The organism is Dongia sp. (assembly GCF_041909655.1).
GTDB lineage: Bacteria > Pseudomonadota > Alphaproteobacteria > Dongiales > Dongiaceae > Dongia.
This window is the reverse complement of record NZ_JAYRDA010000008.1, coordinates 114,995-139,321: the sequence shown is the minus strand read 5'-3', so window position 1 is coordinate 139,321 and position 24,327 is coordinate 114,995. Positions and strand designations below refer to the sequence as shown.

Here is a 24,327-nt window from a genome sequence, read left to right as displayed (position 1 = left end):
CGTTCAGCTCTGCAACCGGCGCTGCAACTCGGTGAGATTGAATTCGATGGTGACGGCGCCGATGGATTCATTGGTTGCCGGATCGACCACGGTGAGGTTCACCTGGGTGCGCCAGGTCTTGGTCTCGTCGTGGAATTCGGCTTCGTCGATGAAGACGGCATCCGGGCCGACGGCGAAGGTCTTCTGGAATTTGTCCTCGTCGCCTTGCCAGTAATCGGAGGTGACCGAACTCTGACCGACATTGAGACCGAACTTGTCCATCACGAAGATCTCGGTATAGAGCCCGGCCGAGCCAGCCTGGATGTAGAGCAGGTAGTTCGAGAGCGGGCTGCTGAGAATTTCGGCGATCAAAGGCTGATCGTCCGATTCCGCTTCCGACTTCCAGCTCGCATCCATCTGGTCGATGGTCGCCTGATCGACGTTGACATGCGCGGTATTGGCGGCCTGGATCGACAGGATCGTCACCGGCTGCACGATGCGCTCGCGCATCTCGGCGATGACTTCGGGCGAAATGATACTGGGCGGGATCGGCTGAGCATCCTGAGCCGCGGCGGAATTGATGCTCATCGCCGCCGCGAGAAGGATGGCCGCGAGAAAATGAGGGGCCGTACGCATAAGGCTGCTCCGTAAAGAAACTGACAGCTTTTAAGTAAAACCTAAAACGTAAATAAATGATTGCGATAACGCCGACAGCGACAGATTGAAATGATTACAAAGTGGCAATTTGACGGGGATAATCACGTCGCGGCAGCAATATTGACGCGTGTGTTGATAATCCTATCAGTATTGGAACTGATGAATATTCAGCGATTATTTTCCACGCCACGGGAATGTTGTCGTAACCCGGCGTTATGGCTCGGACGCACTTTGCTATAAACTCGCATTTGCACGGAATATGCGGAAACGGATGATGACCTCGGATTCTCCCGAACAACCTGAACAGAATGAAGATGTGCGGCACAGACTCGAGCGTGCCCGCGAGATGGCCGACCGAGCGCGCGGCGCGGCGCAATCTTTTCTGCCCTATCTCTGGCAGCGGTTTCAGGCAGACGGCTGCACCACCATCGCGGCGGGGCTCTCTTATACCTCGCTGCTCTCCATGGTGCCGATGCTGGCGATCGGGCTTGCCATGTTCGCGGCCTTTCCCGCCTTTGCCAATCTGCGCGGCGAACTCATCACCGTCCTCGCCAGCAATCTGGCGCCGGATCTTGCCGACATCGCCACCACCTATCTGCAGGGCTTCGTCGACAAGGCCGGACAAACCTCGGCCGCCGGCATCGTCGGCATTGTGGTGACGGCCCTTCTGCTCATCAACAACATCCAGGTGGCCTTCGATCGGGTCTGGGGCGTGACGTCGCAGCGAAGCCGCCTGCATCGCTTTCCGATTTATTGGGTTCTCCTGACCCTGGGGCCGATTCTTTTCGGCGCCAGCCTCTCGATCTCGACCTATGTCTTCTCGATGGCCGGCAGCGCCGATTTCTACGGCCTTTCGACCGGCGTCAAAGTGCTGACCGGTTTCCTGCCTTTCCTGTTCGAGGCCCTGGGCTTCGCACTGTTCTACCGTCTGATGCCGACGCGCCCCGTGCGCATGCGCGATGCGGTGGTGGGCGCGCTGATCGCCGCGCTCATCTTTGAAATTCTCAAGAGCAGCTTCGGACTCTATCTCCGACATTTCGGCGGCTATCAGGTTGTTTATGGCGCGCTCGCAACCATCCCGATCTTTCTGGTCTGGACCTATCTGGTCTGGGTGACGGTCCTCATCGGCGCCGAAGTGGCGGCGGCATTGCCGGAATGGCGCTCCGGGCGGCGCAGCGTCGGCGCCATGGCCCGGCGCAGCGATCTCCTCAGCCTGGCTCTTGGCACACTCGCTGAACTGGCACGCGCCCAGAGCCATGGCGGCGGCCAGCGGATCGAGCAATTGATCGACAGTCTCGCCGCCGATCCCAACCGCATGCTGGGTGTGCTGGACAGCCTGAAGGCGGCGCGTCTGGTGGCCCGCAGCGACAACAACCGCTGGATCCTGGCCCGGGATCTGGAAACCTACGCGCTCTATGATCTGTGCCGTGACTTGGGCCTTGCCTTGGGCGATGCCGATGAGGAGATCGTCCCCCTGGTGAAGCCGCTGATGGACCGTATCGCCGATACCGAAAAGGTTGGGCTCGGGGAAAGTGTCGCCGCCGCGCTGCGTGGCATCAAGGCGCTCTAGACTGCACCACCGTATTTTCGCTTTGAGGCCGGGCAGGGCGCCCGTATAAATCGCTCGACATTTGCCAATCTACTTTCGCCCGCAGGAGCCCCGCATGACCGCCATTATCGACCTCAACGCGCGCCAGATCCTGGACAGCCGCGGCAATCCCACGATCGAGGTCGACGTGACCCTGGAAAGCGGGGCGAGCGGCCGGGCCGCCGTGCCGTCGGGCGCGTCGACCGGCGCCCACGAAGCGGTCGAACTGCGTGACGGCGATAAAACCCGCTATCTCGGCAAGGGCGTCCTGAAGGCGGTCGAAAGCGCCAATGGCGAAATCTTCGAAGCCATCGCCGGTCTCGATGCCGAGGACCAGGTCAAGATCGACCGCCTGATGATCGAGCTTGATGGCACGCCCAACAAGGCCCGCCTCGGCGCCAATGCGATCCTGGGTGTCAGTCTCGCCGTGGCAAAGGCTGCCGCTGCCGACGCAGGCCTGCCGCTCTATCGTTATGTCGGCGGTACCCAGGCGCGCATTCTGCCGGTGCCGATGATGAACATCATCAATGGCGGCGCCCATGCCGACAATCCGATCGATTTCCAGGAATTCATGATCATGCCCCTGGCTGCCGCCAGCGGCAGCGAGGCCATCCGCTGGGGCGCTGAAATTTTCCACGCGCTGAAGGCACAACTGAAGGCTGCGGGCCACAACACCAATGTCGGTGACGAGGGTGGTTTCGCCCCCAATCTCAAGAGTGCCGAGGATGCGCTCACCTTCATCATGAAGGCGATCGAGAAGGCCGGCTTCAAGCCCGGCGTCGAGATCGGCCTGGCGCTTGATTCGGCCTCGACCGAGTTCTTCAAGGACGGCAAGTATCACCTGGAAGGCGAGGGCAAGGTGCTCGACGCCGCCGGCATGGTGGCGCTCTACGACCAATTGACCAAGGCCTATCCGATCGTCTCGATCGAGGACGGCATGGCCGAGGACGATTGGGACGGCTGGAAGGCACTGACCGAGCGTATCGGTGACCGGGTGCAATTGGTGGGTGACGATCTCTTCGTCACCAATCCGAAACGTCTGGCCGATGGCATCAAGCGCGGTACCGCCAACGCCATCCTGATCAAGGTCAACCAGATCGGCACGCTCACGGAAACCCTGGAAGCCGTCGAAATGGCCCATAAGGCCGGTTACCGGGCGGTGATGTCGCATCGCTCGGGCGAAACCGAGGATTCCACCATCGCCGACCTTGCCGTCGCCACCAATTGCGGCCAGATCAAAACCGGCTCACTCAGCCGTTCCGACCGTATCGCCAAATACAACCAGCTCATTCGCATCGAACAGGGGTTGGGCGCCGCGGCGGGTTACGGTGGCCGCGCAGCACTTGCGCGTGGCTAAGTCACCACATGCGGGACGTTATCTAAGTACTTGAATCGCTTTTCTGTTGACGGGTGGAATCGGGGTGTGATTCCTTAGGGGCTATGGAATTCGGCCGCGAAATCAAACGTCGTCTGCGACAGGTGGTGCTCCCGCTTCTGGGAGCCTGCCTCACGGCCTATTTCGTCTACCATGCCATCCATGGGGATCGCGGCATTTACGCCTGGCTGCGCATCAATCAGGAGTTGAAGGCCGCCAATGCCGAGGCGACCTCGCTGCAAGCCGAGCGACTGGCCCTGGAACGCCGTATCACCTTGCTTTCCAGCACGTCCCTGGATCTCGATATGCTCGAGGAACGGGCGCGGGTCATGCTCAATTTTGCCCATCCCGACGATCTCATCATCTTTCTCGACCCATCGGTGTCGGCTGGTGGCTGACCTCGGTAATTGCCCCGTTGTCACAAGTTAACTTTTTTTCAGTTAATTATTGTTTTATTACGTTATATCAACAAATTAACGCTTATTGATTTGCGTCATGTTAACCACGATAATCAGCCCCGCTTTCGACATCCTTTGACATCGGGCTGAATGCCCGCAGGATGCTGATTGCGAGCCGCGCGGTGCCTTGCCGCGGCGGTTTTATCGCCAACACGCCAAACCCAGTCAGGGGGGTCTCATGGCAAAGTCCGCGTCCCGCGCCGCAAAGGCGTCGGGCCAGGTTACGTCCGAAGAACTCATCCAGTATTACCGCGACATGCTGCTGATCCGCCGCTTCGAGGAGAAGGCCGGCCAGCTTTACGGCATGGGCCTCATCGGCGGTTTCTGCCACCTCTATATCGGCCAGGAGGCCGTGGTGGTCGGCATGCAGGCGGCGGCGGAGCCTCAGGACAGTGTCATCACCTCCTATCGCGATCATGGACACATGCTGGCTTGCGGCATGGACCCGAAGGGCGTCATGGCCGAATTGACCGGCCGCCGCGGCGGCTATTCCAAGGGCAAGGGCGGCTCGATGCACATGTTCAGCCGCGAGAAGAAATTCTATGGCGGCCACGGCATTGTCGCCGCGCAGGTGCCGATCGGTACAGGTCTCGGCTTTGCGCACAAATACAGCGGCGATAACGGCGTCAACATGGCCTATTTCGGCGATGGCGCGCTCAACCAGGGCCAGGTCTACGAAAGCTTCAACATGGCCGCGCTCTGGAAGCTGCCGGTCGTCTATGTGATCGAGAACAACAAATACGCCATGGGCACATCGGTGCAGCGCTCGGCCGCCGGCCTCAAGCTCTGTGATCGCGGCGCTGCCTATGGCATTCCGGGCATGCAGGTCGACGGCATGGATGTCGTCAAGGTGAAGGAAGCCGCGGCGACGGCGCTCGCCCATGCCCGCTCGGGCGAAGGTCCCTACATCCTCGAGATGAACACCTATCGCTATCGCGGCCATTCCATGTCCGACCCGGCCAAGTACCGCACCAAGGAAGAAGTCGCCAAGATGCGGCAGGAACATGACCCGATCGATCGCCTGCGCGACCGTGTGCTCAGCGAAAAGGTGATCGACGAAGCCGGCCTCAAAAACATCGACCGCGAGATCAAGGACGTCGTTTCCCTGGCCACCGAATTTGCCCAGACCTCTCCCGAACCGGATCCGTCGGAAATGTGGACCGACATCCTGGTCGAAGCCTGAGGGGAGGAAAGAAAACATGCCGACTGAAATTCTGATGCCTGCATTGTCGCCGACCATGACAGAGGGCAAGCTCGCGAAATGGCTCAAGAACGCCGGTGACGCGGTAAAACCCGGCGACATTCTGGCCGAGATCGAAACCGACAAGGCGACCATGGAAGTGGAAGCCGTCGACGAAGGTATCCTCGACCGCATCCTCATCGAGGGTGGTACCGAGAACGTCGCCGTCAACACGCCGATCGCCATCCTGCGCGGCGAGGATGAAGCCGCGGGCGCGGCACCTGCGCCCAAGAAAGCGGAGGCCCCCGCAGCACCGACACCGGCCGCTGCGCCGTCCTCGGTTGCGGCCCCGACCGTGATCACGGCACCGGCTTCCGAACCGGAATATACCGGCGCCAGCAAGGCCCAGACCGTACGCGAAGCCTTGCGCGACGCGATGGCCGAGGAAATGCGCCGCGACCCCAAGGTGTTCCTGATGGGCGAGGAAGTCGCCGAATATCAGGGCGCCTACAAGGTCAGCCAGGGCCTGCTCGAGGAATTCGGCGCCAAGCGCGTCATCGATACGCCGATCACCGAACACGGCTTTGCCGGCCTCGGTGTCGGTGCCGCTTTCGGTGGGTTGCGGCCGATCGTCGAATTCATGACCTTCAACTTCGCCATGCAGGCGATCGATCACATCATCAATTCGGCCGCCAAGACGCTCTACATGTCGGGTGGCCAGATGGGCTGCCCGATCGTGTTCCGCGGTCCCAATGGTGCCGCGTCCCGCGTCGCCGCCCAGCATTCCCAATGTTATGCGAGCTGGTACGCGCATTGCCCGGGTTTGAAGGTCGTCTCGCCCTATTCGGCGGCGGATGCCAAGGGCCTGCTGAAATCCGCGATCCGCGATCCTAATCCGGTGATCTTCCTTGAAAACGAGATGCTCTACGGCCAGTCCTTCGACGTGCCGCAGGATCCCGAATGGGTCGTGCCGATCGGCAAGGCGCGGATCGTGCGGCCCGGCAAGCATGTCACCATCACGGCCTTCTCGAAGATGGTCGCTGTCGCCACGGCGGCCGCTGACATTCTCGCCAAGGACGGGATCGAGGCGGAAGTGATCGATCTCCGCACCATCCGGCCGCTCGATACCGAGACCATTGTTGCCTCGGTCAAAAAGACCAACCGTCTGGTGTCGGTCGAGGAAGGTTGGCCCTATGCCGGTATCGGCTCGGAACTCTCCGCGCTGATGATGGAACTGGCCTTCGACGATCTCGATGCGCCGGTCGCCCGCGTGCACGGCGCCGATGTGCCGTTGCCTTACGCCGCCAATCTCGAAAAGCTTTCGCTGCCGCAGCCCGAATGGGTCGTCGATGCCGCCAAGCGCGTCTGCTACCGCTAGGAAAGGGAGGGTCTGATGCCGATCAATATCCTGATGCCCGCCCTGTCGCCCACCATGACCGAGGGCAATCTGGCGCGCTGGCTCAAGAAGGAAGGCGATGCCGTGAAGGCCGGCGACGTGCTGGCTGAAATCGAAACTGACAAGGCGACCATGGAAGTTGAAGCGGTCGATGAAGGCACGCTTGCCAAGATCCTGGTTCCCGGCGGCGCGCAAGGCGTCAAGGTCAACGACGTCATCGCCATCCTGACGGAAGAGGGCGAGGATGCCGGCGCCGTCAAGGCGCCAGCGGCGAAACCCACGGCCGCTCCGGCGGCTGCAGCACCTGCCGCGGCTCCAGCGCCGGCGGCTGCCGTGGCGACACCTGCGCCAGCGGCCAAGTCTTCCGGAGGCCGTGTGATCGCCAGTCCGTTGGCCAAGCGCATCGCGGCACAGAACGGCATCGATCTCGCCGCCGTGGCGGGTTCTGGCCCCAATGGCCGCATCGTGAAGGCGGATGTCGAGAAAGCGCCGAAGGGGGCGGCCAAACCTGCCGCCGCGCCACAAGCGGCCACAGCGCCGGCGATCTCTGGTGCCCCGCAATTCGGCGAGCCGGAATTCGAGCTCGTCGCCCATACCTCGATGCGCAAGACCATCGCCCGGCGCCTCCAGGAATCGAAGCAATTCGTGCCGCATTTCTATCTCACCGTGGATTGCGAAATCGACCGCCTGCTGAAACTGCGCGAGGAAGTGAACGCCGCCTCGCCCAAGGAAGGGGCAGGGGCCTTCAAGGTTTCGGTCAACGATTTCGTGGTGAAGGCCTCGGCCATCGCCTTGAAGCAGGTGCCCGCCGCCAACGCCTCGTGGTCGGATGACGGCGTCAAGATGTACAAATCCGCCGATATCTCGGTCGCGGTCGCCATTCCTGGTGGCCTCATCACGCCGATCCTGCGGAGTGCCGATACGCGGCGCCTCTCGGAACTCTCGATCGCGATGAAGGACCTCGCTGGCCGCGCCAAGGCCGGCAAGCTGAAGCCCGAGGAATACACTGGCGGCAGCTTCTCCGTTTCCAATCTCGGCATGTTCGGGATCAAGGATTTCAGCGCCATCATCAATCCGCCCCAGGCCTGTATCCTGGCCGTGGGTGCCGGCGAACAGCGCCCGGTCGTGCGCAACGGCGCCCTCGCGGTGGCCACGGTGATGACCTGCACCTTGTCGGTCGATCATCGCGTGGTGGACGGGGCGATCGGTGCCGAGTTCATGGCGGCCTTCAAGCGCCTCATCGAAAATCCGCTCGGGATGCTGGTGTAAGCGTGCGCCGCCTCATGTTTGCGGCAGCGCTGCTGATCGTCGGGAATGCGCCCGCCGTGGCTGACAATCTGCGCCCGCCTTTGGAGAAGCAGTTCTTTGACTACTTCGCCAGGCAATGCAGCGACGGTCTGCTGGCGGAAGCCAAGGCCATGAATATGGATGCCGCCCAGGCCGGCGTCGCGGAAGGGATCGAGCGCTATTGCGCCTGTACCTCCCAGGCCGTGGTCTCGCATCTCGATGCGCCGGAGATCATCTCCTTCGCTGTCGATCCCACCCGGGAACCGGCCGCCGGCAAGATGAAACCGTATTTTGAACAATGCCACGGCAAGTAACCTCACATGCGAAAGGTCGCGCGCGTCATCCTCTATCTGTTGATCGCCGCCATCGTCGGCGGCGCCATCCTGTTCGTCTGGGCCATGCAGCGCGAGATCGATATTTCGACGCCCGAGGCACGGGAGCAGCAGAAGCGCTCGATGGTGCTGGGTTGCAAGGTCAAGCTGCCGGAGCTGCTGAAGGAAGATCCGGCTTTGGCGGCGCTCGAGATAGCGCCCGCGCAGGCGGAGGAAATCTGCGGCTGCGCGGCGGATCAAATTCTGACCACCTACGGCGCCCAGGGAACGATCCGGCCGACCGACGTGCCGGAAGCAGAGATCGACGCGGCTGAATTGGCCTGTGTCAAAGACGTGACGGCCCAATAAGCGGGCCTGGAAAGGACGAGCCATGAGCAATACCTCTTTCGATCTCGTCGTTATCGGCGGCGGCCCCGGCGGCTATGTGGCGGCGATCCGCGCCGCGCAGCTCGGCCTCAAGACGGCGGTAGTCGAGCGCGAGCATCTGGGTGGCATCTGCCTCAACTGGGGCTGCATCCCGACGAAGGCACTGCTGCGTTCGGCCGAAGTTGGCCATCTCCTGAAGCACGCCGATGCCTATGGCTTCTCGGCGACCGGCGTCACCTTCGACATCAAGAAGATCGTCGACCGCTCGCGCAAAGTCGCGGGCCAGCTCTCGGGCGGCGTCAAGATGTTGCTGAAGAAGAACAAGGTCGAGGTCTTCGACGGGCAGGGCCGCCTCAACGGCGCCGGCAAGGTGAAGGTCGAGAAGGACGGCAAACCCGTGGCCGATCTCGACGCGAAGAACGTGATCCTCGCGACCGGTGCCCGCGCGCGCAGCTTTCCGGGGCTGGAGCCCGACGGCAAGCTGATCTGGACCTACAAGGAGGCCATGGTGCCGGCCGCGATGCCGAAATCGCTCCTGGTCGTGGGGTCGGGCGCCATCGGTATCGAATTCGCGAGCTTCTACCGCAATCTCGGCGCCGAGGTGACGGTGGTCGAGGTCATGCCGCGCATCCTCCCGGTCGAGGATGCCGAGATCTCCGCCTTCGCCCAGAAGGCCTTCGAAAAGCAGGGCATGAAGATCATGACCGGTGCCAATGTGAAGGCCTTGAAGAAAGGCGCCGACAATGTGACCGCGACGATCGAGGCCGGCGGCAAAAGCCAGGACATCACGGTGGACCGCGTCATCCTTGCCGTCGGCATCGTCGGCAATGTCGAGAATCTGGGCCTCGAAGGCACCAAGGTAAAGGTCGAGAAGACCCATATCGTGACCGATGGCTATGGTGCCACCGGCGAGCCGGGCGTCTATGCCATCGGCGATCTGACCGGTGCGCCCTGGCTTGCCCACAAGGCCAGCCACGAGGGTGTCATCTGTGTCGAGAAGATCGCCGGGGTGAAAGACGTCCATCCCTTGAATACGGCCAACATCCCCGGCTGCACCTATTGCATGCCGCAGGTGGCCTCCGTGGGCCTCACCGAGCAGGCCGCGAAAGACAAGGGCTATGACGTCAAGGTCGGCCGTTTCCCCTTCATCGGCAACGGCAAGGCGATTGCCCTGGGCGAGCCCGAGGGCCTGGTCAAGACCATCTTCGATGCCAACACCGGCGAATTGCTCGGGGCTCACATGATCGGCGCCGAGGTGACGGAACTGATCCAGGGCTATACAGTGGCGCGGACGCTGGAGACCACCGAGGCGGAGCTGATGCACACCATCTTCCCGCATCCGACGATCTCCGAAACGATGCATGAGAGCGTGCTGGCCGCCTATGGCCGCGCTATCCACATCTAGTTATTGAGGGTCGAAAAATTGGCTGTTAGCCCAGAACTTCGCCACCCCGAGAAGGCCCGCAAGCCGGATACGCCGCTCCTGCGCAAGCCGGACTGGATCCGCGTGAAGGCCCCGGTCAGCGAGGAATATCAGAACACGCGCAAGCTGATGCGCCGCCTCGGCCTCAACACGGTCTGCGAAGAGGCGGCCTGCCCCAATATCGGCGAATGCTGGGCGCAGAAGCACGCGACCGTGATGATCCTGGGATCGGTCTGCACCCGCGCCTGTGCCTTCTGCAATGTGGCGACCGGCCGGCCGGACAAGCTCGATCCGCATGAGCCGGCCCATGTGGCGCAAGCCGCGGCGGAACTCGGCCTCAAGCATATCGTCATCACCTCCGTCGACCGCGACGATCTCGAAGACGGCGGTGCCGCGCATTTCGCCGAGACCATCACGCGCATCCGCGCGCTGACGCCGGAGACAACGATCGAGGTTCTGACGCCGGATTTCCTCAAAAAGCCGCGTTCCATCGAGACCGTGGTCGAGGCCGGCCCGGACGTTTACAACCACAATCTCGAAACCGTGCCGCGCCTCTATCGCCAGGTGCGGCCTGGCGCCCGTTATTACAATTCGCTGCGGCTCCTCAACCGGGTGAAGGAAATCAACCCGGCGATGTTCACCAAATCCGGCATCATGGTCGGGCTCGGTGAAACGCTGGAGGAGGTCAGCCAGTTGATGGACGATCTCCGTGCCGCCGAGGTCGATTTCATGACCATCGGCCAGTATCTGCAGCCGACGCGCAAGCACCACCATGTCGATCGCTTTGTGCCGCCGGACGAGTTCCTGCAGATGCGGCGGATGGGGCAGGGCAAGGGCTTCCTGCTGGTGGCATCCTCGCCGCTCACGCGTTCCTCGCACCACGCCGGCGAGGATTTCCAGCGTCTGAAATCCGCGCGCCTCGCCCAGCTCGGCCGCTGATCGCCTCATGAGCGCCAAGGTTCATCATGAGGAGCGTGTGTTTCCCTATCGGCCGGATCAGATTTTCGATCTGGTGGCCGATGTCGCCAAATATCCCGAATTCCTGCCCTGGTGTACCGGTGCCCGCATCCGCGAGCAGCGCCCGGACATGCTGCTCGCCGATCTCATGATCGGCTTCAAGATGGTGCGCGAACGTTTCACCAGCCGCGTCTGGCTCAACCGGGCGGAGAACCGCATCGATGTCGAGTTCATCGACGGCCCGTTCAAGTATCTCAAGAACCACTGGACCTTTGAACCCACGCCGGAAGGCCATTGCCGCATCGGCTTCTATCTCGAATTCGAATTCAAATCGGTGATGCTACAGAAATTGATCGGCGTCCTGTTCCATGAAGCGGTGAAGCGCATGGTGGCGGCGTTTGAAAGCCGCGCCGAGCAGCTTTACGGTTCCAGTTCGTAGAACACGCGTCCTTCCAGCCGGTCGATCCGGTCGGGCCGGCGCGAGAGATCGGCGCGGTTGACGGCGACGGCGCCGATCACCGCGTCCAGCGCATCACCGCCGGTATTGTCCAGCAGCAGCGAGCGCAGGCCGCGTTTCGGCGGCGCCAGCCACCCGCGTGCGACCAGCAGATCGAGAATGCCGGCGCGTGCCTTGCGGTGCTTGGGCGTGCGCCCCTTATAACTTGGATAGTGATCGAGGCGGATAAGGGAACAGGCTGCACAAACTTCGACCAGCAAGGGTTTCGTTTCCTGTCGCGGCATTTGCGGCCAGACCCATGCCTCGTCCCGTGCGACGAGCGGCGCCAGCAGGTGGCCGATGCCCCACCAGGTCTGTCGGTAGAGGCGCAGGTTGAAGGAATTGAACGGCGTCCGGTCTTCCTTGTCGGTGCGCCGCTTCACCTCGAGACCGCCGGTCGCCTGATGGCAGAGGTCGTGGAAATCGAGCGGCGTCGGATAACGCCGTGTGAAATCGAGAGCAAACCTCCGCCAATCTTTGGCCCCGACCAGATCCAGGGGCAGGCTGAAAGGGAAGTCGCAGCCGGCAATGGTTTCCGGCTCCTCGATGATATAGCGCCGCAAAGCCGCCAGGGCGACTTCCGGCGCTTTGGCACCGTCCGGCAGGGCCATCGCCGGCCGACAATCATCGATCGTCAGCGGCCCATCATGGCGTCTGGCCGTCGCAATCCAGATCTTGGCACCCGCATCGCTGGCACCGCTGAAATCGATGCCGAGGAGTCTCATTCAATCGCGGTGGCGAGATGCGCCAGTGCCCGCGCCACGGCACGGCGCCGCACATCGTCGCGCGTGCCGGGAAACTCGCAGCGTTCGACCTGGGACCAACCGTCCTTGCGGGCAAGGCCGATGAAGACAAGGCCGACCGGTTTTTCCGCCGAACCGCCACCGGGCCCGGCAATGCCGGTGACCGAGACGGCGACATCGGCCTGCGCCCGGTGCAACACGCCGCGCGCCATCGCCTCGGCCACTTCCGAACTGACGGCGCCCTTGTCGGCGATGAGATCCGGCGGCACGCCGAGATTTTCCGATTTTGCGGCATTGGAATAGGTTACCCAGCCTCGCTCGAACACGTCCGACGATCCCGGCACGGCGGTCAGTGTCGCCGCGATGAGCCCGCCGGTGCAGCTTTCGGCCGTCGCGATCTTCAGCCCGTTCTGCCGGTAGAGGTCGAGGAGGGCGGCGACGTCCATGAAAGCCTCGTTCGTCTAGTCGTGGATGGGAAGAGCCACCGTGGCCGTCGCCTGGGCGGCGATGCCTTCGCCGCGCCCGGTGAAGCCCAATTGTTCGGTCGTCGTTGCCTTGACGCTGATACGGTCGAGGCTGAGGTTCAAAAGTTCGGCGAGCTTCGCGGCCATGGCGGCGCGATGCGGGCCGACCTTTGGCTTCTCGCAGATGATGGTGATGTCGCAATGGGCGATGCGGCCGCCCTTGTCGCTGACCAGCTTTTGCGCATGCGCCAGGAACTTCCACGACGGTGCCCCGCGCCATTGCGGATCCGAAGGCGGGAAATGCTGGCCGATATCGCCGGCGCCGATGGCACCCAGGATCGCATCGGTCAATGCATGCATGCCGACATCTGCGTCGGAATGGCCTTCCAGCTTCTGGTGATAAGGGATCGTGACGCCACACATGATGACGCCGTCGCCGGGAATGAGGCGGTGCACGTCGAAACCGTTTCCAGTGCGGTATTCCATCTCTTGGCTCATCAAACGCTCCGCCCGCGCCAGATCGGCGGGATTGGTGATCTTGAAGTTGTTTTCATGCCCCGTCACCAGCACGACGTCCAGTCCCACCGCTTCGGCGACGGCGGCATCGTCGGTCATCTCGGGGCCAGCATGCGCGGCTTCGCGATGCGCGCTCAGGATGGCGCCGAAGCGGAAACCCTGCGGCGTCTGCGCCCGGTAGAGACCGGCCCGATCGACCGTCATACCGCTGAAGGTGACGTCCCCATCCGCGCGCCCGCGTTTCAGCGTATCCACCACCGGCACAGCAACCAGGGCGCCGGCATGGCGGGCGAGGGCGTCGATGGTGCGGTCGATCGTCCCGGCATCGATGAAGGGGCGCGCCGCATCGTGGATCAGCACATAATCCGGCGCTTCGTCGGCGAGGCTTTCAAGACCCAGGCGCACCGATTCCTGCCGGGTCTTGCCGCCCGCGACCGGTGCCAGCAGATCGAGCCCCGCGGCGGCCTGGTCATAAAGATCGCGGAAAGATGCGTTGATCACCACCCGCACGCCGCTGATCCCCGGATGGGCCATAAAGGCTTCCAGGCAATGCCGCAGAACCGGCTTTCCGCCCAGGGTCAGGTATTGCTTGGGCAGATCCTGGCCCATGCGGCTGCCGGAGCCGGCGGCGACGATCAGGGCGATGGTGCGGGGGACTTTGGGGTGCGACGACATGACCGCTCTCTAGGCTATCCGATGTGGTTTGCCAAGGGGGCGGTGCCTCACCATAATGCGCGCCATGTCGAGCCATATATCCTTGCAAATCATCGGTCTTCTGTCCCTCCTGCCACTGACGGCGACGGCGCTCTCCGCGCGGCTGCAGCGCAATATCCATTTCTGGATGCTGCTGCTGGGCTGCGCCGTCATCTGTTTCGGCGTCTTCGGCCGCAGCGTCACTGACGGCTGGCAGGCCGGCTTCAGCGCCGCTCTCTGGGCCAGCATGGCGGTGTCGCTCATGGTCTTCATCTGTGTCGCCATCGTCAATGCCGAGGCCTACCGCCTCAGCGCCCTGCTGCTCCCCTATCTCATCGGATTGGGCTTGATCGCGCTTCTGTTCAGCGCCTATGCCGAGGCGGCGCCGGAAATTGGCTCCGCCGCCTGGTTCCAGGTCCATGTCCTGCTGGCCCTGGCCAGCTATGGCGTCCTGACCATCGGGGCCATCGCCGGCCTCGCCGTCCTGATCCAGGAACGCGCCCTGAAGCGCCGCCGGACGGGCTGGTCGGAAAAGACCCTGCCGCCGCTCTCCACCGCCGAGGATCTCCAGATCAAGCTCCTCGCCTGGGCAGCGGCGTTCATGGCTGCGGCCCTGGCCAGCGGCTTTGCCAATTCGCTCATGGGTAACGGCACCTGGCTGGAACTCAGCCACAAGGTCCTGCTGTCGATCCTCGCCTTTCTTGTCCTCGTCACGCTTCTGGTCGTCCATCGAATCACCGGGATGCGTGGCCGGCGGGCCGCCCGCTGGGTCCTGGTCGGCTATTTGCTGCTAACCCTGGGTTATCCGGGCGTAAAATTCGTCAAGGATGTGTTGATCGGCTGATTTCCGGTAACGCCTGACGGCAGAGCGGCTTTTTTTGTTGCATTTCTGACAGATCAGGGTAGAAATCGCCCAACATTTAGGCATGACATTTCGGCTGCCCGAAAAATGAGCATTCTGATTGGATCTATAAAGATCGAGGATCCCGTCATCCTCGCGCCGATGTCGGGGGTGACCGACATGCCCTTCCGCCGCCTGGTGAAACAGGAAGGTGCGGGGCTGGTCGTTTCCGAAATGATCGCCAGCGAGGCGATGATCCGGCAGACCCGCCAGACCATGAAGATGGTGACGAATTGCGCCGAAGAGGCGCCGATGTCGGTACAGCTTGCCGGCTGCGAACCCAAAGTCATGGGCGAGGCGGCAAAGCTCAATGCCGACCGCGGTGCCGCCATCATCGACATCAATTTCGGCTGCCCGGTGAAAAAGGTGGTCAACGGACATGCCGGCTCCGCGCTGATGCGCGACGAGGTGCATGCCGGCAAGATCCTTGAAGGCACGGTGAGCGCGGTCGATCTGCCGGTGACGCTGAAGATGCGCATGGGCTGGGATTCGACCAATCTCAATGCGCCCAACCTTGCCCGTATCGCCGAGGCGAGCGGCATCAAGATGATCACGATTCATGGCCGTACCCGCGCCCAGCTTTATACCGGCGAGGCCGATTGGGCCTTCGTGCGCAAGGTGAAGGAAGCGGTGTCCATTCCGGTCATCGTCAATGGCGACATCACCACGGTTGAGAAGGCGCGCGAGGCGCTCGACCTCTCCGGCGCCGACGGCGTGATGATCGGCCGCGGCGCCTATGGCCGCCCCTGGTTCCCCAACCAGGTCATCAAATTTTTGAAGACCGGCGAACGCCTTGGCGATCCGCCGCTCTGGCGCCAGTACGAATTGCTGATGTCGCATTACGAGGGCATGCTGGAACATTACGGCAGCGATACCGGCCTCAAGATCGCGCGCAAGCACGTCGCCTGGTATTCGAAGGGTCTGCCCGGTTCGGCCGAATTCCGCGTCCGCATCAACACACTCGACACGCCGCAGGCCGCCAAGGCCGCCATCCGTGAGTATTACGAACCGCAACTGGAACGTCAGGCCGCATGACCAACCCAATGCCAGCGAAAACACTCTCGAAGCTGGCACTTGGGCCAGGAAAAAGCGAAGGCGGCGTCGCGCCACATCTATTGCCTGGTCAATTGCCGGACAGCCTGGCACTGCTGGAGGCCTTGCCGATCGCGATCTTTTCGCTCGACCGCAACAATAACGTGGTCAGTCTCAACGGCGCCGCCGAGGCGTTGCTGGGGATCAGCCGCGCCCAGCTCGTCAACAAACCCTTGAGCGATCATATCGCCGCCGACAGCCCGCTCTTTCAACTCATCGAAGCGACCCGGGCAGGGGCGATCGCAGTGGGTGAATCCGACATGGCCCTGTCCGGGCCGCGCCTCTCGATCGAGCACGCCGCCATCGATGTCGGCATGGTCAATGCGGCTTCGGGGCAGGTCGCCGTCGTGCTGCAGGACCGCGATCTCGAATGGCGTCTCGCGCAGCAGGCGGTCAGCCGCGACGCAGTGCGCTCAGCCAAGGCCATTGCCGGCATGCTGGCGCATGAGGTGAAGAATCCGCTCTCCGGTATTCGCGGCGCCGCGCAATTGCTGGAATCCAAGGTCTCGCCCAGCGAACGGCAATTGACGCAGCTCATCTGCGAGGAAACCGATCGCATCGTCGGCCTCGTCAACGGGCTCGAAGTCTTCACCGATTCCCGTCCGGCGCAGATGAGCGCCGTCAACATCCATGAAGTGCTGGGCCATGTGCGGCGCCTCGCGGAAGCCGGCTTTGGGCGCGATGTGACGTTCCGCGAAGAATACGATCCTTCGCTGCCATCCGTTCTCGGCAATCGCGATCAACTGATCCAGGTCTTCCTCAATCTCTTCAAGAACGCGGCCGAGGCATTGCCGCTTGCGGGCGGCATCATTCAGATCGGCACGCGCTACCGCCCGGGTTTGTCGGTAAGCGAGCCCGGCGCCGCCTCGCGCCGCCGTCTCGGTCTGGTCGTTACCGTGCAGGACAATGGCGCCGGCGTACCGGATGCCTTGAAGGCGCAATTGTTCGAACCCTTCGTCAGCGGCAAGGCCGGCGGCAAGGGTTTGGGCCTGGCCTTGGTTGCCAAGCTTGTGAACGATCATGGCGGCCTCATTGATTGCGACTCCCAGCCGGGACGGACCGTGTTCTCGGTCATCCTGCCGATCGCGGACGTGCGGAACGAAGGATAAGAAAAAGATGAGCAAGACCGTACTCGTGGCTGACGACGACCGTGCCATCCGCATGGTGCTGAGTCAGGCCCTGGCCGAACGCGGGCATCATGTGAAGACAGCGGCCAATGCCGCCACCCTTTGGCAATGGGTGAAAGGGGGCGAGGGCGACGTTATTGTTACAGACGTCATGATGCCCGATGGCGACGGCCTCGATCTGGTGCCGCGCATCAAGGCGGAACGCCCGGATATTCCGATCATCGTCATGAGCGCCCAGAACACGATCCTGACCGCCATCAAGGCGACGGAGCGGGGTGCCTTTGAATACCTGCCCAAGCCCTTCGATCTTGGCGCCCTGACGGCCGCGGTCGAACGCGCGCTGACGCGCCCGCGCGACAGCGTCACCACGCCGTCCCCCAGCACGGCGGCCGAGGACAAGCTGCCGATCATCGGCCGTTCCGCGGCGATGCAGGAAATCTACCGCGTCGTGGCGCGCCTGGTCGGCACGGACATGACCGCGCTCATTCACGGCGAATCCGGCACCGGCAAGGAATTGGTGGCGCGGGCCCTCCATGATTTCGGGCGCCGGCGCGATCGACCGTTCATCGCTGTCAACATGGCGGCGATCCCGCGCGAGCTCATTGAAAGCGAACTTTTCGGCCATGAGAAGGGCGCCTTCACCGGCGCCGTGCAACGCGGCATCGGCAAATTCGAAGCGGCCACCGGCGGCACGCTCTTCCTCGATGAAATCGGCGACATGCCGCTGGAAGCGCAAACGCGGCTTCTCCGCGTGCTGCAATCGGGCGAGTTCACGCCGGTGGGTGGCCGCACCCCGATCCGGGCCGATGTCCGCATCGTCGCGGCGACCCATCGCGACCTCAGGCAGCTCATCCAGCAAGGCCGCTTCCGCGAGGATCTCTATTATCGCCTCAATGTCGTACCCATCACCCTGCCGCCGCTGCGCGACCGGGTGGAGGACATTCCCGATTTGGCACGCCACTTCCTGGAGCAGATCGCGACCGAGGGGCTGCCGCCCAAGACTCTGGATCCCGAGGCGCAGACCTTGCTGAAGCGACACCGCTGGCCGGGCAACGTGCGCGAACTCGAGAATCTGATGCGACGCATCTCGGTGCTCTACAGCGAGCCGGCCATCGACGCCCGCATCGTCAGCGAGCAATTGAAGGCCCAGGAACAGGCCGCCAATGTCGGCAACCGGGCCAGTGACGAAACCCTCGGCCAGTCGGTCGAGCGGCATTTGCGGGCCTATTTCGATGCCCATGAAGGTGCCTTGCCCGCGCGCGGGCTTTATGATCGGATCCTGCATGAGATCGAACGGCCGCTTCTCTCTATTTCCATGGAAGCGACCCGTGGCAATCAGATCCGGGCGGCTGACCTTCTGGGCCTCAATCGCAATACCTTGCGCAAGAAGCTGAAGGAGCTGGAGCTGCAGCCGACCCGCGGCAACCGGTAGTCCTTGGGAGTGAGCGAGTTGTGACCGAAGAGCGCGCTATGGAAGCGCCCGGAATGGATGGCGCCGACCGCGCCCCGATTGTCGAGCGGCCCGCGGCCGATCGGCCAAAGCGGAAGCCTTTCCTGAAAGGCCTGGTCGAATGGGGCCGCGCTGTCGGCTTCGAGCGCAAGCTTGCCATTTCGCTGCTGACGCTGGGTGCCATCCTGGGCGTGCTGACCTATCTGGCGGTCAGCGACATCTGGAACCCCGAGCAGCAGGTCCGCGCCGTGACCTGGCTGCTGGCCGGCGATTTGGCAGTTTCCCTGGGGTTGGCCGTCATCATTGCGCGCCGGGCCGTCCTCCTGTGGATCGGCCGCCGCAAGGGCCTGGCTGGCGCGCGCCTCCATGCGCGGATGGTCCTGATGTTCGGCCTCATCGCCGTCGTCCCGACCGTCATCGTCTCGGTCTTTTCCGTGGCCTTTCTCAATTACGGTCTCGATGCGTGGTTTTCCCAGCGCATCAAGAACGCGGTCGAAAGTTCGCTCAATGTGGCGCAATCCTATCTGACCGAATCGCAGGAACGGATCCGCGACGACACGCTCGCGCTGGCGAACGAAATGCGGACGGACGGGCTGCTCAACATCAGCAATTCCGACCAGTTTCAGGACAGCTTCGATCAGGAACTGACCATGCGCGGCCTCTCGGAAGCGGTGATCATCGACCAGCGCCGCCGCATCATCGCGCGTGGCGGCTACAGCCTGCTGATGGAATTCAGCCTCGACATTCCCGAAGAGGCCTTTGCCAATGCCGATCGGGGCGAGGTTTTCATCCTGCCCTCGGCGACCGGCGACCGGGTGCGTGCGCTGATGCTGCTCGATCCCCTGGGCGGCCTTTATCTTTATACCGGCCGTCTGATCGATGCGCGGGTTCTCTCCGCCGTGCGTGGAACCCAGGACGCGGTCCGGCTCTACCAGCATCTCGAGCGCGACCGTTCGGCCCTGCAATTGACTTTCGCCGTGGTCTTCGCCGGCCTTGCCCTGCTGCTGCTTATGGGCGCCATCTGGTACGCGATCCATTCCGCCAGCCAGTTGATCAAGCCCTTGTCGCGACTGGCGGTCGCCGCGCAGAAGATCGGCGGCGGCGATCTTTCCGCCCGGGTCAAGGTCGGCGCGCGCGAGGATGAATTGTCGGCCTTGAGCCGCACCTTCAACGTCATGGTCTCGCAATTGCAGAGCCAGCAGGCGGCGCTCATTTCCGCCAATCGAGAACTCAACGATCGCGGTCGCCTGACGGGCCTCATCCTCTCCGGCGTCTCGGCCGGGGTCATCGGCTTGACCGAGACCGGCGTAGTTGATTTCGCCAACCGCTCGGCCGCCGAATTGCTGGGCCTCGACGTCGATACCTGGATCGGCCAGCCTTTGGCGGATTTCGCGCCGGAAATGATGGAAATCGTGACTCTCGCCCAGCAGCGGAAATCCGGCACCGCGGACGGCCAGATCAGCATGAACCGGCAGGGTTCGACCCGGACCTTCCATCTGCGCGTCGTCTCCGAGGCAGAGACGGAGGGGCATATGCGCCTCGTCGTGACCTTCGACGACGTCACCGAATTGCTTTCTGCCCAGCGCAAGGCAGCCTGGTCGGATATCGCGCGGCGCATCGCCCACGAGATCAAGAATCCGCTGACACCGATCCAGCTTTCGGCGGAGCGGCTGAAGCGGAAATATCAGAAGCAGATCACGGAAGACGTCGAGACCTTCGCCGTCTGCACCGATACGATCATCCGCCATGTCGGCGATATCGGCCGCATGGTGGACGAATTCTCGGCCTTCGCCCGCATGCCGGCACCGGTTCTGCGGCCCGAGAACCCGGCTGCACTCGCCCGCGAGACATTGTTCCTTCAGCAAAGCGCGCACCCCTCGATCGCGTACACCAGCGATCTCCCCAGCCTGCCTGTGACCCTCCTGTGCGATTCGGGCCAGTTCAACCGCGCCGTTACGAATCTGTTGCAGAATGCCGCCGATGCGATCGAAGGCCGCATGGAGGAGGAGCGGGGACAGGATCCGCAAGCCCCCTTGACGCCGGGGCATATCCATCTATGGATTAGGAACGAAGGCGATGCGCTGTTGTTGAGCGTCGCCGATAACGGCAAGGGCCTGCCCAAAGAGGGACGCGAGCGTTTGACCGAACCCTATGTCACCACAAGGTCCAAAGGCACCGGCCTGGGCCTCGCCATCGTCAAGAAAATCATGGAAGATCACGGCGGGCGCCTGTCGCTGTCGGATCGTGCCGGCGGTGGCGCCGAGATAACTTTGGCTTTCCCGCTGGACAGCATGCCGAGCGTCGCCGCTTCGCCGGCCGCCGGCCTGCAGATCGCCAGTCGCTAGGGCGAGATCGGATCACATGGCGCGCGATATTCTGATCGTCGACGACGAAGCCGATATCCGGCTCCTGATCGCCGGCATTCTGGGCGATGAAGGGTTCCAGACCCGCGAGGCGGCGGACAGCGATTCCGCCCTCGCGCAATTGCGCCACCGCCGTGCCAACCTCATCATCCTCGACATCTGGCTCAATAATTCGACCCTCGACGGCATGGGCCTGCTGGAAATCCTCAAGGTCGAATTCCCCGATATTCCCGTCATCATGATCAGCGGCCACGGCAATATCGAAACCGCCGTCACCGCGATCAAGAACGGCGCCTACGACTTCATCGAGAAACCCTTCAAATCGGATCGCCTCCTGCTCACCATCGAGCGGGCGCTCGAGGCGGCGCGCCTCCGGCGCGAGGTCGAGGAATTGAAGCAGCGCGCCGGCGCCGAAGGCGATCTCATCGGCAATTCCCAGGCGATCGGTCAATTGCGCCTGGCCATCGAACGGGTGGCACCGACCGGCAGCCGCGTCCTTTTCTCCGGCCCCCCGGGCAGCGGCAAGGAAGTGGCGGCGCGGCTTCTGCACCGCCGCTCCAAGCGCGTGGGCGGCCCCTTCGTGGTCCTCAATTGCGCCACCATGCATCCCGACCGGCTGGAGATCGAGCTCTTCGGCCAGGAGCGGAGCGGCGAGGGCGAAGGGGCGATGAAGATCGGCTTCCTGGAACAGGCCCATGGCGGCACGCTCCTGCTCGATGAAGTGGCCGACATGCCGCTCGAAACCCAGGGCAAGATCCTGCGCGTTCTCCAGGAACAGACCTTCGAACGGGTGGGCGGCAAGCACCGGATCGAAGTCGATGTCCGCGTCATCGCCTCGACCGCGCGCGACCTGCAATCGGAAATGACCGCCGGGCGCTTCCGGCAGGATCTGTTCTACCGCCTCAATGTCGTGCCGATGCGCCTGCCGCCCTTGCGCGAGCGGCGCGACGACATCGTGGCCCTCCTTGATTTCTTCATGGCCCGGGCCTCGGAACAGACCGGCTTGCCGGCACGGCGTCTCGCCGAGGACGCGGTGGCTGTCCTCCAGGCCTATGACTGGCCGGGTAATGTCCGCCAGCTCCGCAACGTCATCGACTGGCTGCTGATCATGACACCGGGCGGGGTCGAGGAAGTGATCCGCGCCGACATGCTGCCGCCCGATATCGGCGCCGTCTCGATCGCTCCGGCCTCCCATGGCGATGGCAGCGAGGTCATGTCGCTCCCGCTCCGTGAAGCGCGCGAAATCTTCGAGCGCCGCTATCTCGAAAGCCAGGTCTCGCGTTTCGGCGGCAACATCTCCCGCACCGCCAATTTCATCGGCATGGAACGCTCGGCCCTTCACCGCAAGCTGCGCTCGCTCGGGATCAACACCAACGAGCGCCCCGAAGGCAGCCGTCCCGACACCGGCAGGCCGGACGGTTCCTGACCACCCTCATCTGATCCGCGAAAGGAAATCATCACCATGGGCCGCGTCGCCTATGTCAATGGCCGCTACGTGCCGCACGATCACGCGCAAGTCCATATCGAGGATCGCGGCTATCAATTCGCCGATGGCGTTTATGAAGTGGTACCCGTGGTGGACGGCGTCCTCGTCGACGAGGAACCGCATCTCGATCGCCTCGGCTATTCCCTGGGCGAGCTCAGGATCGCCTGGCCGGTCCGTCGCCAGGTCCTGCGCCTGATCCTGCGCGAGATGATGGCCCGCAACGGGCTCGAGCGCGGCATCATCTATTTCCAGGTGACCCGTGGCGTCGCCCCGCGCGATCACAAATTCCCGGCCAAGGCCAAGAGCAGCCTCGTCATCACCACGAAGCGCCTGAAACCACCGAGCGCCGCCATTCTGGAGAACGGTGTCGCCGTCTCCTCGCAGCCGGATATCCGCTGGGAGCGTTGCGACATCAAATCCCTCTCGCTTCTTCCCAACATCCTCGCCAAGCAGGCCGCCCACGAAGCCGGCGCCTTCGAGGCCTGGCTGGTGGACGAGGCGGGCGCCGTCACGGAAGGCTCCTCGACCAATGCCTGGATCGTCACCCATTCCGGCGAGATCGTAACCTATCCGAAGGGGCAGGGGATCCTGGGCGGCATTACACGCCAATCGCTCCTGCAATTGGCCGCCACGCGCAATCTGCGGCTGGTCGAGCGCAGTTTTACTTTGGACGAGGCCAAGGCCGCGGCCGAAGCCTTCCTGACCTCTTCCTCGGCCTTCGTTCTCCCGGTGACGCGGATCGACGGCGAGGTGGTCGGCGGCGGCAAACCCGGCCCGGTCACGCGCCAATTGCGCGAGATTTATGTCGCCAATGTCGACGCCCAGATCCGGGCCGCCAAATGAGCTCCCGCCCGACCGCGCTTCTTTTCGATTGGGACAACACCCTGGTCGATTCCTGGGGCGTGCTGCATGCCACCATGAACGAGACCCTGGCCGCCATGGGACAGGCGACCTGGTCCCGCGCCGAGGCCGAACAGCGCATCCGGGCTTCCATGCGGGACAGCTTTCCCATCCTCTTCGGCGAACGCTGGCCGGAGGCCGAGAAAATCTTCTATTCGACCTATGAACGGCTGCATATCGATACCCTCCAGGCCTGCCCGGGCGCCGAGGAGTTGCTGGCCTGGGCGGCCGAGAGCGGGTTTTACATGGGTGTCGTCAGCAACAAGCGGGGCGCCTTTCTCCGCGCCGAAGCCACCGCTTTGGGCTGGAACCGCTATTTCCGCAAGCTGGCCGGCGCCGGCGATGCCGCCCGCGACAAACCGGCCCGCGAACATGTCGAGGCGGCGCTGGTGCCGGGCGAAATGACCATGGGCGCCCATATCTGGTTCATCGGCGACACGGATATCGACCTTCTTTGCGCCCGGAATACCGGTTGCGTGGGTGTTCTGGTGCGTGCCCAACCGCCGGCCGAGGGCGAATTCGCCGAATTGGCCCCCGATCATTACTTCCCGGATCTCGCTGCTTTGCGCGCGGCCCTGGCCAATCGTTAACGGGACCGGGGGACCATCATCGGGGGACCATCGCCTGCGGCGGCAAGGGCGATTTCCTTCCGCCCCGTTCTGTGTTAACGAAAGTCAAGCAGGGGAAGTACCGCCGTTCGGACATGGCCGTGGCGGTCGTCTACCCATGCGGCAATCATAAAAAAACGGCCCCAAAATTGAGGGGCCCAACGAGAAAAGGATAGGACGATGGCGAATGAAAAATCACAAAGCGTCCAGGACGTCTTCCTCAATAACATCCGCAAGAACAAGATCCCGGTCACGATCTTCCTGGTCAATGGCGTGAAATTGCAGGGCATCGTCACGTGGTTCGATAATTTCTCCGTGCTGCTGCGCCGCGACTCTCATGTCCAGCTGGTCTACAAGCACGCGATCTCGACCATCATGCCGGGCACGCCGATCCAGCTCTTCGAACCTCAGAAAGAGGGCGAAGAGGGTTGAGAACGGCGTCAACCTGCCCGCAATCGTCATTGCCGGGCTTGACCCGGCAATCCACTGG

General features: G+C 63.0%; 24 protein-coding genes. 20 read left to right on the top strand and 4 right to left on the bottom strand.

From position 1 onward, the window contains the following. Positions 1-3: 3 nt before the first annotated feature. Positions 4-615: a hypothetical protein gene (locus ACE3PR_RS16930; protein ID WP_374374340.1), complete on the bottom strand. Its 612-nt coding sequence runs from the start codon at positions 613-615 to the stop codon at positions 4-6. A gap of 337 nt (positions 616-952) precedes the next feature. On the opposite strand from ACE3PR_RS16930, the gene ACE3PR_RS16925 reads away from it, so the two are divergent. The 11 genes from ACE3PR_RS16925 to ACE3PR_RS16875 all read left to right on the top strand — a co-directional run bounded on the left by ACE3PR_RS16925 (position 953) and on the right by ACE3PR_RS16875 (position 11,437). Then, the gene (locus tag ACE3PR_RS16925; RefSeq protein WP_374374338.1) at positions 953-2,206 is read left to right on the top strand and encodes a YihY family inner membrane protein; all 1,254 of its coding nucleotides are present in this window, start codon (positions 953-955) and stop codon (positions 2,204-2,206) included. A 94-nt stretch (positions 2,207-2,300) separates the two neighbouring features. Beyond that, positions 2,301-3,581, top strand: coding sequence for a phosphopyruvate hydratase (eno, locus tag ACE3PR_RS16920; protein WP_374374336.1), 1,281 nt, complete (start codon positions 2,301-2,303; stop codon positions 3,579-3,581). An 83-nt stretch (positions 3,582-3,664) separates the two neighbouring features. Then, positions 3,665-3,997 (top strand): septum formation initiator family protein, encoded by a 333-nt coding sequence (locus ACE3PR_RS16915; protein WP_374374334.1) that lies wholly within the window; start codon positions 3,665-3,667, stop codon positions 3,995-3,997. 238 nt (positions 3,998-4,235) lie between these two features. Beyond that, positions 4,236-5,240 carry a pyruvate dehydrogenase (acetyl-transferring) E1 component subunit alpha gene (gene pdhA / locus ACE3PR_RS16910; RefSeq protein WP_374374332.1) on the top strand — a complete coding sequence of 335 codons (1,005 nt, stop codon included), beginning with the start codon at positions 4,236-4,238 and terminating at the stop codon, positions 5,238-5,240. A gap of 16 nt (positions 5,241-5,256) precedes the next feature. After that, positions 5,257-6,615, top strand: a complete 1,359-nt coding sequence (locus ACE3PR_RS16905; protein ID WP_374374331.1) for a pyruvate dehydrogenase complex E1 component subunit beta — start codon at positions 5,257-5,259, stop codon at positions 6,613-6,615. Positions 6,616-6,630: 15 nt separating this feature from the next. Next, a complete protein-coding gene (locus ACE3PR_RS16900; protein WP_374374329.1) occupies positions 6,631-7,902 on the top strand; it encodes a pyruvate dehydrogenase complex dihydrolipoamide acetyltransferase in 1,272 nt (423 codons plus the stop codon). A gap of 2 nt (positions 7,903-7,904) precedes the next feature. After that, complete coding sequence (locus tag ACE3PR_RS16895) at positions 7,905-8,234, top strand: hypothetical protein (RefSeq protein WP_374374327.1); 330 nt, start codon at positions 7,905-7,907, stop codon at positions 8,232-8,234. Positions 8,235-8,240: 6 nt separating this feature from the next. Then, positions 8,241-8,600 carry a hypothetical protein gene (locus tag ACE3PR_RS16890; protein ID WP_374374325.1) on the top strand — a complete coding sequence of 120 codons (360 nt, stop codon included), beginning with the start codon at positions 8,241-8,243 and terminating at the stop codon, positions 8,598-8,600. Between the two features lie 22 nt (positions 8,601-8,622). Continuing rightward, positions 8,623-10,023 carry a dihydrolipoyl dehydrogenase gene (gene lpdA / locus ACE3PR_RS16885; protein WP_374374323.1) on the top strand — a complete coding sequence of 467 codons (1,401 nt, stop codon included), beginning with the start codon at positions 8,623-8,625 and terminating at the stop codon, positions 10,021-10,023. 18 nt (positions 10,024-10,041) lie between these two features. Beyond that, positions 10,042-10,980 carry a lipoyl synthase gene (lipA, locus tag ACE3PR_RS16880; RefSeq protein WP_374374321.1) on the top strand — a complete coding sequence of 313 codons (939 nt, stop codon included), beginning with the start codon at positions 10,042-10,044 and terminating at the stop codon, positions 10,978-10,980. A gap of 7 nt (positions 10,981-10,987) precedes the next feature. After that, entirely contained in the window at positions 10,988-11,437 is a 450-nt protein-coding gene (locus ACE3PR_RS16875; protein ID WP_374374319.1) for a type II toxin-antitoxin system RatA family toxin, read from the top strand. On the opposite strand, the gene ACE3PR_RS16870 is transcribed toward ACE3PR_RS16875, so the two are convergent. From ACE3PR_RS16870 to ACE3PR_RS16860, 3 genes are read right to left on the bottom strand one after another with little or no spacing between them, the layout of a single operon-like run. Further along, positions 11,419-12,219, bottom strand: a complete 801-nt coding sequence (locus tag ACE3PR_RS16870) for a hypothetical protein (protein WP_374374317.1) — start codon at positions 12,217-12,219, stop codon at positions 11,419-11,421. The two genes, ACE3PR_RS16875 and ACE3PR_RS16870, sit on opposite strands and share 19 nt — an antisense overlap. Next, positions 12,216-12,683, bottom strand: coding sequence for a CinA family protein (locus tag ACE3PR_RS16865; RefSeq protein ID WP_374374315.1), 468 nt, complete (start codon positions 12,681-12,683; stop codon positions 12,216-12,218). Before ACE3PR_RS16865 ends, ACE3PR_RS16870 begins: the two co-directional genes overlap by 4 nt. 15 nt (positions 12,684-12,698) lie before the next feature. Further along, positions 12,699-13,892 carry a bifunctional 2-C-methyl-D-erythritol 4-phosphate cytidylyltransferase/2-C-methyl-D-erythritol 2,4-cyclodiphosphate synthase gene (locus ACE3PR_RS16860; protein ID WP_374374313.1) on the bottom strand — a complete coding sequence of 398 codons (1,194 nt, stop codon included), beginning with the start codon at positions 13,890-13,892 and terminating at the stop codon, positions 12,699-12,701. A 64-nt stretch (positions 13,893-13,956) separates the two neighbouring features. Between ACE3PR_RS16860 and ccsA the strand changes: the two genes are divergently transcribed. The 9 genes from ccsA to hfq all read left to right on the top strand — a co-directional run bounded on the left by ccsA (position 13,957) and on the right by hfq (position 24,269). Beyond that, positions 13,957-14,754, top strand: coding sequence for a cytochrome c biogenesis protein CcsA (ccsA, locus tag ACE3PR_RS16855; RefSeq protein WP_374374311.1), 798 nt, complete (start codon positions 13,957-13,959; stop codon positions 14,752-14,754). 105 nt (positions 14,755-14,859) lie between these two features. After that, positions 14,860-15,846, top strand: a complete 987-nt coding sequence (dusB, locus tag ACE3PR_RS16850) for a tRNA dihydrouridine synthase DusB (RefSeq protein ID WP_374374309.1) — start codon at positions 14,860-14,862, stop codon at positions 15,844-15,846. Next, positions 15,843-17,012, top strand: coding sequence for a nitrogen regulation protein NR(II) (locus ACE3PR_RS16845; protein ID WP_374374306.1), 1,170 nt, complete (start codon positions 15,843-15,845; stop codon positions 17,010-17,012). Before dusB ends, ACE3PR_RS16845 begins: the two co-directional genes overlap by 4 nt. Before the next feature lie 7 nt (positions 17,013-17,019). Further along, positions 17,020-18,462 carry a nitrogen regulation protein NR(I) gene (gene ntrC / locus ACE3PR_RS16840; protein ID WP_374374303.1) on the top strand — a complete coding sequence of 481 codons (1,443 nt, stop codon included), beginning with the start codon at positions 17,020-17,022 and terminating at the stop codon, positions 18,460-18,462. A 38-nt stretch (positions 18,463-18,500) separates the two neighbouring features. Further along, complete coding sequence (locus tag ACE3PR_RS16835; RefSeq protein WP_374374301.1) at positions 18,501-20,825, top strand: ATP-binding protein; 2,325 nt, start codon at positions 18,501-18,503, stop codon at positions 20,823-20,825. A 16-nt stretch (positions 20,826-20,841) separates the two neighbouring features. Further along, positions 20,842-22,269, top strand: a complete 1,428-nt coding sequence (locus tag ACE3PR_RS16830) for a sigma-54-dependent transcriptional regulator (protein WP_374374298.1) — start codon at positions 20,842-20,844, stop codon at positions 22,267-22,269. A 36-nt stretch (positions 22,270-22,305) separates the two neighbouring features. Further along, positions 22,306-23,172 carry a D-amino-acid transaminase gene (locus tag ACE3PR_RS16825; protein ID WP_374374295.1) on the top strand — a complete coding sequence of 289 codons (867 nt, stop codon included), beginning with the start codon at positions 22,306-22,308 and terminating at the stop codon, positions 23,170-23,172. Beyond that, positions 23,169-23,819, top strand: coding sequence for an HAD family hydrolase (locus ACE3PR_RS16820; protein WP_374374292.1), 651 nt, complete (start codon positions 23,169-23,171; stop codon positions 23,817-23,819). The genes ACE3PR_RS16825 and ACE3PR_RS16820 overlap by 4 nt, the downstream gene beginning before the upstream one ends. Positions 23,820-24,017: 198 nt before the next feature. Then, the gene (gene hfq / locus ACE3PR_RS16815) at positions 24,018-24,269 is read left to right on the top strand and encodes an RNA chaperone Hfq (RefSeq protein ID WP_133614075.1); all 252 of its coding nucleotides are present in this window, start codon (positions 24,018-24,020) and stop codon (positions 24,267-24,269) included. Positions 24,270-24,327: the final 58 nt, after the last annotated feature.